The sequence below is a fragment of the Methylocystis parvus OBBP genome (genome assembly GCF_027571405.1).
Classification (GTDB): domain Bacteria; phylum Pseudomonadota; class Alphaproteobacteria; order Rhizobiales; family Beijerinckiaceae; genus Methylocystis; species Methylocystis parva.
In genome coordinates this window covers 101,980-114,005 of record NZ_CP092970.1, presented here as the reverse complement: position 1 = coordinate 114,005, position 12,026 = coordinate 101,980, and the positions used below count along the sequence as shown (strand labels likewise).

Below are 12,026 nucleotides of genomic sequence, written 5' to 3'. Positions count from 1 at the left end.
CCGATCGGGACCCCTCCAAGAACAGCGTAAATCGTTGGGAGCCAGGCCACGGCTTATCGATTGGTCCGGCTCTTTCGAAAGGGAGGAGCCGTCTCCGCACTAGTCGATCGTAAGCGCGGACGGCGGAAGGATCATCACACGCTGGACAAGGAGCGGGATGGAATTATCCGCGCGACAATTTCGCGCTTCTATCTCAAGCCAACACGACCGCCCTTCTCGCGACTGGTTCGCGAAGTGCAGACCAAATGCTTGGCTGCCGGTTTTAAGGCGCCGAATTGGCGCACGATCAAAAATCGTTTAGAAAGTATCGACCTTCAACGGCGAGCGAAGCGACGTGGAGAAACGTCGATCGTCAAGGCGACAACGCCGACGCCCGGAGAGCTGGGCGCGTCTCAGCCTTTGGAACTTGTCCAGGTTGATCACACCAGAGCGGACATCATCGTCGTCGATGAAGAAACGCGCGAGCCAATCGGCCGTCCGTGGCTGACGCTCGCGATTGACGTGTTCAGTCGCATGGTGACGGGCTTCTATCTGACAATGGACGCTCCCTCTCGTTTGTCCGTGAGTCTTTGTCTGCTTCATTCGGTTTTCGACAAATCGGCATGGCTGAAGGATCGGGAGATCGACGAACTATGGCCGGTTGCGGGGCTGCCGGCAGTGCTGCATGTCGATAACGGCCCCGAATTTCGCAGCCGCGCCTTTATCCGCGGCTGTGAAGACGCCGGAATGAATATTCAGTGGAGGCCATGCCGCACGCCGCACTATGGCGGACATATCGAACGCCTAATCGGAACGCAGATGGGCGCCGTTCACCTCCTGCCCGGCTCGACATCCAGCAATATCGCAGAGCGTGGCGAGTATGATCCGAAGCTAAACGCGGCCCTGACCCTGCGTGAAGTCGAGCGGTACATTGCCCTCGAAATCGTCGGTTCGTACCATCAATCGATTCATAGCAGTTTGTGTCGTCCGCCAATCGCTGTATGGCGAGAACGCGAGGGAGACATTCCGCTCCGCTTACCTCACGATCGGATGCGCTTCTGGTTGACCTTTTTGCCTGAAGAGGAACGCACATTGCGCCCGGACGGGATCCATCTGTTCAATTTGCGTTACTGGTCCTCGGCGCTCAGCGCCGATGTCGGCAGAACCAAGCGACGGCTCCTGGTAAAATATGATCCCCGCGACATGTCGCGAATCTTCATTCGGCGACCCTCCGGCAATTTTATCGAGGCTCGCTATGCCGATGTAACCTTGCCGTCAGTGACGCTGCGCGAGGCGTTGACGGCGCGGCGCGCCCTACTGGCGCAAGGACGCCGCGAAGTCGATATGCGCTCGATTATCCGCACCGCGATGGCTCAGCGAGAACTTGTTGACGACGCGAAAAGGAAGACGAATGCGTCTCGACGCGGAAAGGCCGCCGGTTCAAAATCCAAGGGAGATCGCAACGGCTGGGGCTCGCTGCGCGGCGTCGATTCCAGACAGCCAGTGCCCTTTGTTGAAGACTCGGACTGAACGGATGCTGACATGAACGATGTAAGCTCCCATCTGACGCCTGCCGCCGCCGCACTTCTCTCGGAATCCGATGAACGTCGCATCCGCGCAATAAAGTCGCGCCGTTGGGTTCTGTATCCGCGGGCCAAACAGGCCCTCGACCGTTTGGGGCTCCTGCTCAACCATCCTCGGGGAACGAGGATGCCATCCGTTGCGATTTATGGCGACAGCGGCATGGGCAAAACCATGATCATGAAGCGATTCCGTGACGAACACCCGCCGGGTTTCAATGCGGTCACGGGCGCGCTCCGAACGCCTGTACTCGCGATGGAGATGACCAGTCGACCGGGAGAACGCCGCTTCTATGCTGAACTGCTCACGCTCCTCGGCGCGCCACAGCGCCCCCGTGCAGACATTGCGCAGATGGAGCAGTCTGCATTGCGGATCATGGAGGCGATCGGCGTTCAGGTGCTCGTTATCGACGAAGTCCATAATATTCTCGCGGGCTCCTATCGGGAACAGAGGGTCGTGCTCAACACCCTTCGATTCCTGAGCAATCGCCTCCAAATCTCGCTCGTCTGCTTTGGCGTCAACGAAGCGCGTGAAGCGATCAGCGGGGATGTTCAACTCGCCCGCCGTTTTGAACAGTTCACGTTGAACCGTTGGGCGGCGGATGAACAATTTGAAGCGCTCGTCGCGTCCATTCTGCGCAACACGCCCTTACGCAATCCTTCCGTGCTCAGCCCGAAATCATTGCGTTGGATGCTTCAAGTGACCGAGGGCATCACGGCAAACATCTTCCATCTGATCAACAATCTCGCCGTGGAGGCGGTTGAAACTGGAAGAGAGCAAATCTGCGACGAAGCCATCGAGAGTTGGCAGCCAGAACTCGATATGGAAGCGGCGTTCGCGTGACGCCCAAGCTTCCTCATTGCGACCAGCTGCCGGTCGTGCTTCCACCGCTGACGGATGAACTCTTGTCATCCTGGATTCATCGACACGCCACCTTCTACGACGTCCCGCCTCTCGCTATGCTTCGCCATTGCTTGGACGCCATATCATCGCTGCGCGCGGTCGATTTAGTGTTGACTGACGAACAAGCGTCTCGTGTCGCTTCAATGTTCAGAACGGACGCGGCTAATGTTCGACGAATGAGCCTCTCGAACATCTTGCCAAAGTCCTGCCGACTGATCGCCGCGAAGCCAATGCAGTTCTGCGCGGCTTGCGCGCGCCAAGCGAATTCGAGTGGGCCAGAGCCTGTACGACGAAGTCAACTTCTCGGATGGCGTCTCACTTGCCCGCAATGTTGTTCGCAGCTTATCGACGGCGACAAGCGTTCAAACCCTTCCCCGTTCGCCGACTATTGGACTGACGCACTCGACGGCCAACGTCTGATCGACGATGAAGCGGAACGAGGCGTTCGAGCGTGGGCATCGCCAACGGAGCTGGCGCGTCTCCTGCTGATGCGACGCGACCCAAGAACAGCACATTTGAAACGCAGCGGAAGCTTCCGACTTCTTGGCGTCGTCGTTCCGGAAGCGGACGCCATTGTCGTGGAAAACCAGATCTCGCTGCCCTCCGCGGCAAACCCGATCTTACCGCTTTGGCTACGCCCTGCGCTTCTCGCGGGAGTCTCGATCGTCGAACGCGAAGGACCCGCCATGTTGACATGGCTCCAAAGCAAAATCATTGGTCAAAACCGCACGCGCTTTAGCGAACTCGTCTCGACCATGCTCAGCACCCACCCGGGCCCCGAGCCATTATCATTATTGCAGCATAATTGATAATAATGCTCCAAAAGATTCTCAAATAAGCTGCAGCAATGCATACGAACCACCGCATTCTTGCATTTAAGCGCAACGTGACAGCCGTATACGTGCCGAATGGAAGTGGTGAGAGGGGTTTGCTATGGATTGGTTACATCGGGCTCTCAGCGGATAGCCGTTCTCGTCCAACGAGCTACGATTGGCGGGCGCTTTCGTGAATGTCTGGTTTCTCATGGACCTCGCGCAATGGCTCAATTGGGTGCACAGAAAATTATCCGGCCTCGCCCCGCGAGTCCTTTCCGGCGACGGTGATTGTTTTTATGGATCAAGGGAGTCTGAACTATGTTGAGCCGTTTGACAATCAACGCCGCTCAGACATGCAACCTCGGGTGCAAATACTGCTATGCGCTCGGCGGAGAATATGGGGGCTCAGCGAGCGTAATCACACCCGAACTCGCTGTGACCAGATTTCGAGAGGCGGCGCAGGAGCACCGATTCATAAAAATCGTTCAGTTTATCGGCGGCGAACCGCTGCTCAACCTTCCTGCGCTGACGGCCGTCGCCGAAGAGATAGATGTCTTGATGCAAGACGGAATTTTGCTCAATAGGCCTTCCCTATGCGTCGTTACGAATCTCACTTTTCTGTCGAAAGAACATATCACTCTCTTCACCAAATATCGCTTTGCATTGCTTGTGAGCGTTGATGGTCCAGAAAAAATCCATGATGCCCTAAGACCGACAAAAGGAGGACAAGGCAGTCATGGCAAAATCATGAGTAATATTGAGATGCTTCGATGCGAGGAAATTCCATTCGACGTTTATTGCACATACACACGCAGACATTTGCAGTCCGGCCTTTCGATCACGGACCTGTTGAGATACTTCAAATCCATCGGCGCTGGCGTGATCGAGATCGTTCCCGCGTCGACGGCGCCGCATGATGAGCTGGGCTTCAATCATGAAGGGGACTGGCGAGCCGTCGTCGACACGCAAATTGACGCGATAAATTTTTCCATTGATGAATTTGAGAAGGGAAATGTCATGTCTTACGGATTGCTCGGCGCGATGATCGCAGCGATGACCGTGCGGGCGACGGATCGCATTTGCCCTGCTGGCGTTTCCAATCTTGCTATAGCAAGCGACGGCGATTTGTATACGTGTAATATGTCGACAAACAATCCGGCCTACCGGACATCAATCAGCGCTCAGGCCGATGTTCTGACGAAAGCGGATATTGCGGAGTGCCGGGACTGCCGGGTGCGCCCGTGGTGTCGATCCTGTCTTGGAGAAATGGAAATTAGGAATCCTGGCAATCCCAAGCCCTTTCCAGAACATTGCGAGACTTTGCGCAGAGGAATCGAAACGATAGAAAAACGGCTGCCGCGCGCCTCACGCCGTCATCTTTTCCTTCAACAAAAAGGGGTGGCGTTCAGTCAACGACTCCAAGGAAAGTCAGACAGCCGACCCTGAATAACGGAATTTGAAGGAGAAATCCCGAGCGCTTGTTTGGCCGAACTCTGCGATTTGGCTCACGGGCCTGTCGCTCTGTCCCTGGCGATCACGGGATGCTTCTCCTGTCCCGCCCGCTCGAAGGCGTCGCCGATCGGCCAAAAGGCAAGGCGGCCACGGCCGCGTTGTAGAGTAAGCGCCGCTTTTGCCCCATTGATTTTTTGGGTTCGTGCGGATTCGCTGATGTGAGATTCTTTTAGAGACATCCTGTCTCTGGAAGGATCCAATGATGAGTGCACGCACGAAGGCCAATGCGATTGAAGGCGCTGGATTTGTCGAACGCGTCGATTTTCGTCGTTCACGATCGGGCCGTCGGCTTTGGTCGAAGGAGCAGAAGGGACGGATTGTTCGGGAAAGCCTTGCGCCGGGGGCTCGTGTCGCCGACGTGGCGCGCAAGTACGGCTTGCGCTCGCAGCAGCCGACACATTGGCGTCGCGCGGCGCGCTCGGGGCATCTTGCGCTCGTGATCGACGAGCCTGGCGAGTTCGTTGAGATTGCAATCGAGGACGTCGCCGCTCACAGAAAGACCGCGGCAAAGATCGAGATCGTCGTCGGCAAGGTGCTGCTGCGTCTGGAGAGCGACGCCGCATCGACACGCATCGCCGAGATCGTGACGGCGTTGGACCGCAGCGCATGATTAGCCCAGCTCAGGGACTGCGGATCGTGCTCGCCGTTCGTCCCGTCGATTTTCGCTGCGGGCATGACGCGCTGGCCGCTTTCGTGCAGAACACGCTCGGGCTCGATTCGCATTCTGGCTTGATCGTCGTGTTCCGTTCGAAGCGGAAGGATCGCTTGAAGATTTTGCTGTGGGATGGAACCGAACTCGTCATGATCTACAAACGCTTGGCCGAGGACGGCTTCGTTTGGCCGCAGATCGGTGGTGGCGTTCTCCAACTCACCCGGGTTCAGTTCGAAGCGCTGTTCGACGGGCTGAACTGGAAGCGTGTCGGCGAGCCGGTCATGGCCGCTCCGGCTGCGGCAAACTGACTCGGATCCGCCGGGTTTTATTCGTTCGGCGCGGCGCCTCGCATCAGATAGATTGCGTTGCATGACGCCGAGCTTCGATCCCGCCGGACTTGCGGAGCTGCCCGCCGATCTGCGCGCGTTGTTCGAAGCTCAGCGCGCGATGCTCGAGGCCGAACGGGTCCGCGCGGATCGCGAGCGCCAGCGAGCCGAGCACGAGCTTGCCGCGCGCCTTCACGTCGAGAGCGAGCTGGCCGCGTCCAAGGAGACGGTCGAACGTCTCCAGCTGCTCATCAAGGAATACGAACGCGCGCGTTTCGGCAAGCGCTCGGAGAAGTTCGATTCCGATCAATTGCAGCTCATGCTCGAAGACATCGAGATCGCCGTCGCCGAAATCCAGGAAGGTGAGGACGGTCGCGCGCGCCGTTCGGGACGCCCGCTCGGGAGCAAAAGAGCCAACCGCGCTGCGCGCGCCTTTCCTGCTCATCTGCCGCACGTCGAGCGCGTGATCGAGCCCTCGAGCCTCGCTTGTCCCTGCGGCTGCGGCCAGATGGTTCGGATCGGCGAGGACCGCGTCTGCCGCCTCGACGTGACGCCCGCGCAATATCGCGTCATCGAGACCGTGCGGCCTCGCTACGCTTGTTCGAAGGGTTGTTCGGGCGTCGCCTACCAACCTGGTCGAGAATCAAATCAGGCCGCTGACTCTTACGCGCAAAAATGCGCTATTCGCTGGGCACGATGAAGGCGGCCGTTCCTGGTCGCGTCTCGCTTCACTCATTGCGACTTGTAAGCTCAATCGCGTCGAGCCCTATGCTTGGATGAAGACGACCCTCGAGGCCATCGCCAACGGTCACCCGCAATCGCGCATCGACGAGCTGATGCCCTGGGCCTTCAAATCTTCCCCGCCGGCGCCGACGATCTGATCACCGAACCCAACACCGACCAATCGTTTGCAAAGCTTTGCGCCAAAGATATGCAATGCTTGTCGCAATAGATTGCAAGCTCTTCTCGCGGTTCAAGCCAATATGGGAGAGGAACGGCGCTTACAGTAAACGGTCTGCCAAGGCGGAAAGTCTTTCGGCAGCATGCGCCAGCCGCAGCCGGCGCGAGCGATGTAGCGGATGGCGTTCAAAACCTCGCGCAACTCCACAGAGGGCTTTCGTCCTCGCCGCGCTGGCGACGGAAGAAACGCCTCGACGCGCGTCCACTCCTCGTCGGTCAAATCTGTCGGATACCGCTTGGTTTGCTTTTCAATGGCGGCCATCTTGGCGCGATTCGCTCGGGTCCACATCCCGTGCTTGAATCACGCCAGCGACAAGCCTTCAACCATTCTCAAACAGATGGGGTGATTGGGGTCTACTCCCGGATGGGCGGCTGCTCCTGTCGAGATGTGAGAACGTGGTCGGTGTCGAATCGCCACGAGCATCGGGAAGGAGCAGCCATGAGATATTTTGTCGGACTCGACGTGTCATTGGAAGAGACTTCGATCTGTATCGTTGACGAGACGGGCCGGATCGTGAAAGCTGGTTCCGGCAGGTTCATGTCAAGAGCCGGCAATGTCGCCTATGGCGCTCGCTTCTTGTCTCGCGCCGCACTATCCTCAACGAAATGCGATCGATCGAAAACGTGGTGCGGGCGATCCTGCGGGAAGCCGGCGTCAAGCTCGGCACGCCAAGCCGGGCGGATTTTGTCGAACGCGTCCGCGAATTGGCCGGCGGTGATTCCGAGGCGACGCCGCTCGTCGAGCCCCTTCTCGCAATCCTCGTCACGATGCTGCGCGAACTCGCTCGTTTGACGAAGCGGGTGCTCGAGGTCGTGCGCAAGGAGGCGGTTTGTCGCCGCTTGATGAGCGCTCCGGGCGTCGGTCCGATCACGGCCCTCGCCTTCCGCGCCACGATCGACCGCCCGGATCGCTTCCAGCATTCGAGAGACGTTGGCGCGCATCTCGGCCTGACGCCGGCCCGCTACCAGTCCGGCGAGACAGACATCCAGGGCAGGATCAGCCGATGCGGCGACGAACTCGCCCGCACGGCGCTTTACGAGGCGGCGCACACGCTGCTCACACGCAGCCGCAAATGGTCGTCTCTGCGCGCCTGGGGCGTGAAGGTCGCCAAACATCGTGGCATGGCGCGCGCCCGTGTGGCGGTGGCGCGCAAACTCGCCGTCATTCTGCATCGCATGTGGACCGATGGCGTCGAATTCCGCTTTGGCAAGGAGCCCGCCGCGGCGGCGGTCGCTCTGGTCGCCTAACCCGAGCCAAAGCGGGGAGACGAACACAAAGCATTCGCTCGAAAGAGCGATCCGGATCGTTCCCGTGGGGACGATGGGCAAGGTGATCTCGTTAAGAGTCTCGAACCTGCCGGCGAAGGCCCGCAAAGTCGTGAAACAGATTGAGACGCCCCGCCTTTCTGACCCCATCATGCGGCGGCCACGCGCCGACCGCGAAGAGAAGCGTGTGACCCACGGGAACGAGACCAGCAAAGAGAGTTACGATTGCCAAAGAGTTACGATTGCGACAGGACGGCTTGACGCCAACGACCCCAATCAGAGAGGACTCTCAGAGGATTCCGACAGATTCAGCTCAGACGCATCTTGTCACCCACTTCTTCACCCGATCGCCCTAGCGAATAACGCGCACACGCTGGACGAGAAAAGCAGCTTGCATCTACTATTTTGAGACGTGCCACTCCCGTGGCTGGCGAATTTTCCAAAGCTAGCGCTTGACATTGTCAAGCCTCATGGCATTTTCACAAGCCATGTATTTGGGGCGGGCAAAACACGATTTCTTTCGGCGCGCAGTTGTTGCTTGCGCCGTGCTTTGCTTGTTTGCTCTTCAGTTCGCGCCGCTTCTCCGCCCCGTCAACTGGGCAGACTCCTTGGGCTTGTATCCGACCGCTGAGGCCACAGTCTCTCCATGCAGCCCTAACGGCGACGGTGATCCGGCGGATGGTCATAATGATCAGGCCAAATGCTGCGCCTATTGCCTAGCCAGCGCCCGCGCGGCCTCCGTGCTCGCTTTTGCGGTCATTTACAGCGCCGTCGTCGACCTACTCCCCGAGCCGGGTCGTATTTCTCATCGTTGGGACTTCGATGATCCCAGGCCTGTCGCAGGCTGGTTGATCACTTGGTCGTCGCGCGCGCCGCCTGTTTCCTGAAAAAACTTGCTCCGCGTGAGCGCGGGCCCATCCGTTTTCCCTCGACCCGAAAAGTCGAGAGGCTTTCGGCGATCTATTGTCGCCTATTTCTGACGCCGCTCGAGCTTCTTGGGGGTGAACCGGCGTTCAGACTATTTAGCGCCCGAGGGCAAGATGCAGCTCATCCGCCATCTCTTCGAGAACAACAAAAGGGAGCTTCTCAAATTTCTGACCCGCCGAGTCGGCAGGGAGGAGGCTCCGGATCTTCTTCAGGAAGCATACGCCAGGGTCCTCGTCGCGACCCATGACGGAAAGGATATCGCCGATCCTTCGGCTTATCTCCGTCGAACGGCTGCAAATCTGGCGACCGATTTCACGCGCCGCCGCATCAATGATTTTAAGGTCTTGGTCTTCGATGATCGCGTCCCTGACGCGCTGTCGTCCGATCCAACGCCAGAAGAAAGCCTGGAAGCCCTCGACAATTCGCGACAGCTTGCTGCGGCGGTCGGGGCGCTCCCCCCAAAATGCCGGGAAGTTTTCATGATGCGCATGTATGAGGGCGTTGGTCACGATGAGATCGCCAAGCGATTGGGCATTTCAAGGAAGATGGTCGAGCGACATATGAAAACTGCCATTCAGCGCTGTAGGAAGGCGTTGCGATGATCTTTCAGGCAAGGTTCTTGGTTTTTCCCTTCGGGTAATTCTATATAAATAGGGACACGCCTGCGGCGGGACGGGACGAGGGGAGGCATGGCATTGCCCGCATGAACGATGAACATGACAGATCGAAGGGTGACGATATTCACGACGTCGCCACCGAATGGTGGGTGAAACGCGATGCCGGCGCCATGCCTCGGTCGGATCGTCGCGCCTTTGAGAAATGGCTGGCCGAGAAGCCGGAGCATAGAGAGGCGTTCGAGGAAATTGAGCTTCTTTGCTCCCAGGTCCGCGCAATACGGCCGGAAAGGGCGCACGTCGGGGCTTTCGCCTCGCGCCAGCGCCGCATCGCCTCTGTTGCTTCTGCGGCGCTCGTGGCCTTGTTCGTGCTTATGCTCTCCTGGAACGAACTATCTCTCCTGCTGCGTGCTGACTTCCGGACGGTAGCGGGAGAAACTCGCACCATCACCCTGGACGATGGATCGCGTGTCCATCTGGGCGGCAAGTCCGCCATTGCCGTCAATTATCGCGGTGCAGAGCGCAAGGTGACGTTGATTGAGGGCGAGGGTTGGTTCGAAGCAGAGCCGAATGCAGCTCGGCCCTTCGTCGTTGCGGCGGCGTCTGGTTCGGTGACGGCGCTGGGGACGACCTTCGATATTGCCTTAATCGGTGATATAGCGCGAGTAACGGTAGCTAAGCATCGCGTCACCATTTCCAGCCAAGGGGGCGCAAAGGTCGTGTCAGAGGGGCAGCAAAGCATTTTTGGGCCAGAGACGTCGATTTCTAGTCCCACGATCGTTGACGTAAATGATGAAACAGCCTGGCGCCGCGGCAAACTGATTTTCAGGAACCGGCCGCTGGGCGAGGTCGTGGCGACTCTTGCCCGCTACCATCAGGGCTATCTTCTGACGCCGAGCGCAGCGGTGCGTGAGCTGCGGGTGAGTGGCGTCTTCGATGCTGACGATCCGCTCGGCGCGCTCAAAGTGATTGAGGAATCTCTGGACATAAAGGCTATTCGCCTCACGAACTATCTTGTCATTCTGCACGGATAGCGGCCAACGCTTCCAAAAGAATTTTTCAATGGCGACGTTTCCGAATTCAACTCCCGTCCGTCAAGGGAAATAGAAGGACAGTTTGTCCCTAGTTCACGCTGTGATTGGGCGGAATCGCCCAATCACAGAAAATGTGATTGATCTCATAGTTTAGAGAGCGTCAGGGCCGGTTGGCAGATCTGCTTGGCCGAGGACGACCTCAATCAAAACGCGGCTGCTCTTGTGCGGCTGACCTGCCCTGAACTTTCATCCAGTGGCGATTAGAGTCCCGGCGTTTGATACGCCCGAGGGCGCGGATGTAGCAACAGGCGATCGGCGGAGCTGGTCGGGGTTGTGCAGCCGGTCGCCTGTTGCGGTGAGATTGGCCCCATATTCTGCCGCCGTTGCGTAGCCGGGTGATGAATGCGGGCATCGATGATTGTAGTCGCTGACCCAGGCGCCGATCTTCTCGCGCGCGTGGTCGAGGCTAAGGAAAAGCGTTTCGTTCAAAAGCTCGTCGCGCATGCGCCCGTTGAAGCTCTCGCAGAAGCCGTTCTGCATCGGCTTGCCCGGCGCGATGTAACGCCACTCGATCTTGCTCTCGCTGGCAAAGGACAGGATGGCGTTCGAGGTGAACTCGATCCCGTTGTCGGAGACGATCATGCCGGGCTTGCCGCGCCGCCCGATCAGTGTCGACAGCTCCCGGGCGACGCGCTTGCCCCGAGATCGACGTGTCTGGGATCGCCGCCACGCATTCGCGCGTCACGTCGTCGACGATATTGAGGATGCGGAACCGCCGGCCGCAGGCGAACTGGTCGTGCACGAAGTCCAAAGACCAACGCGCGTTCGGCTTCGCCTCGACAAGGTTCGGTGCCCGCATTCCAACCGCGCGACGGCGGGCGCGGCGCTTCTTCACCGTGAGCCCTTCCTCGCGATAAAGCCGGTAGATGCGGTTCTTGCCGGAGCGCTCGCCTTCCTGACGCAGCAGAACGAACAATCGCCGGTAGCCGAAACGGCGGCGCGCATTGGCGAGCTCCCGAAGTCTCTCGCGCAACTCCTTATCCACCGGCCGCTTTGGCGCATAGCGGACCGTCGTGCGGTCGATGGCGACGATGTCGTAGGCCCGACGCTCCGACAGGCCCATGACGGCCCGAAGGTGCGCGACGGCTTCGCGCTTGACGGCGGGCCCTACCATTTTTTCCCAGAAGCTCCCGGAGCGCCGACGCTTCGAGCAACTGATCGGCCCGAAGCTTCTTCAGCTTCGCATTTTCGTCCTCCAACGCCTTCAGACGCTTGGCTTCGGAGACGTTCATGCCGCCGAATTTGGCTTTCCAATTGTAGAGCGTCGCCTCCGAAACCGCGTATTTGCGCGCAAGATCCGAGACCTTCGCGCCCGCTTCCTGCTCCCGCAAAATCCCGATGATCTGCTCTTCCGTGAACCGCTTCTTCTTCATCTCGTCCGTCCTGCAATAGGCCGG

At 58.8% G+C, this 12,026-nt stretch carries 9 protein-coding genes and 4 pseudogenes; 11 read left to right on the top strand and 2 right to left on the bottom strand.

Annotation, left to right across the window (positions count from 1 at the left end):
* The first annotated feature begins 60 nt into the window (after nt 1-60).
* From MMG94_RS21450 to MMG94_RS21415, 8 genes and pseudogenes are all read left to right on the top strand, one after another.
* The gene (locus MMG94_RS21450; RefSeq protein WP_270111553.1) at nt 61-1,509 is read left to right on the top strand and encodes a transposase family protein; all 1,449 of its coding nucleotides are present in this window, start codon (nt 61-63) and stop codon (nt 1,507-1,509) included.
* Nucleotides 1,510-1,521: 12 nt separating this feature from the next.
* Nucleotides 1,522-2,403 (top strand): TniB family NTP-binding protein, encoded by an 882-nt coding sequence (locus tag MMG94_RS21445; protein ID WP_016922186.1) that lies wholly within the window; start codon nt 1,522-1,524, stop codon nt 2,401-2,403.
* Complete coding sequence (locus tag MMG94_RS21440; protein ID WP_195840191.1) at nt 2,400-3,272, top strand: TniQ family protein; 873 nt, start codon at nt 2,400-2,402, stop codon at nt 3,270-3,272. The genes MMG94_RS21445 and MMG94_RS21440 overlap by 4 nt, the downstream gene beginning before the upstream one ends.
* Before the next feature lie 324 nt (nt 3,273-3,596).
* On the top strand, nt 3,597-4,724 hold the full coding sequence (locus MMG94_RS21435; protein WP_081495727.1) for a radical SAM protein: 1,128 nt from the start codon (nt 3,597-3,599) through the stop codon (nt 4,722-4,724).
* 268 nt (nt 4,725-4,992) lie between these two features.
* On the top strand, nt 4,993-5,400 hold the full coding sequence (locus MMG94_RS21430; protein WP_154420470.1) for a transposase: 408 nt from the start codon (nt 4,993-4,995) through the stop codon (nt 5,398-5,400).
* Between the two features lie 26 nt (nt 5,401-5,426).
* Complete coding sequence (gene tnpB / locus MMG94_RS21425; protein WP_195840192.1) at nt 5,427-5,750, top strand: IS66 family insertion sequence element accessory protein TnpB; 324 nt, start codon at nt 5,427-5,429, stop codon at nt 5,748-5,750.
* 61 nt (nt 5,751-5,811) lie between these two features.
* On the top strand, nt 5,812-6,468 hold the full coding sequence (locus MMG94_RS21420) for an IS66 family transposase (protein ID WP_016921426.1): 657 nt from the start codon (nt 5,812-5,814) through the stop codon (nt 6,466-6,468).
* A pseudogene (locus MMG94_RS21415) lies at nt 6,398-6,649 on the top strand (transposase domain-containing protein); the annotation flags it as partial. The gene MMG94_RS21420 and the pseudogene MMG94_RS21415, both read left to right, overlap by 71 nt.
* A 125-nt stretch (nt 6,650-6,774) precedes the next feature.
* On the opposite strand, the pseudogene MMG94_RS21410 reads toward MMG94_RS21415, so the two are convergent.
* Nucleotides 6,775-7,017 (bottom strand): annotated as a pseudogene (locus tag MMG94_RS21410) (transposase); the annotation flags it as partial.
* 224 nt (nt 7,018-7,241) lie between these two features.
* On the opposite strand from MMG94_RS21410, the pseudogene MMG94_RS21405 reads away from it, so the two are divergent.
* The 3 genes and pseudogenes from MMG94_RS21405 to MMG94_RS21395 all read left to right on the top strand — a co-directional run.
* Nucleotides 7,242-7,976 (top strand): annotated as a pseudogene (locus MMG94_RS21405) (IS110 family RNA-guided transposase); the annotation flags it as partial.
* 1,058 nt (nt 7,977-9,034) lie between these two features.
* Nucleotides 9,035-9,523: an RNA polymerase sigma factor gene (locus MMG94_RS21400; protein WP_016921431.1), complete on the top strand. Its 489-nt coding sequence runs from the start codon at nt 9,035-9,037 to the stop codon at nt 9,521-9,523.
* A gap of 101 nt (nt 9,524-9,624) precedes the next feature.
* Nucleotides 9,625-10,569: a FecR family protein gene (locus MMG94_RS21395; protein WP_016921432.1), complete on the top strand. Its 945-nt coding sequence runs from the start codon at nt 9,625-9,627 to the stop codon at nt 10,567-10,569.
* Between the two features lie 246 nt (nt 10,570-10,815).
* Here MMG94_RS21395 and MMG94_RS21390 read toward each other — a convergent pair.
* Nucleotides 10,816-12,002 (bottom strand): annotated as a pseudogene (locus tag MMG94_RS21390) (IS3 family transposase).
* Nucleotides 12,003-12,026 lie beyond the last annotated feature (24 nt).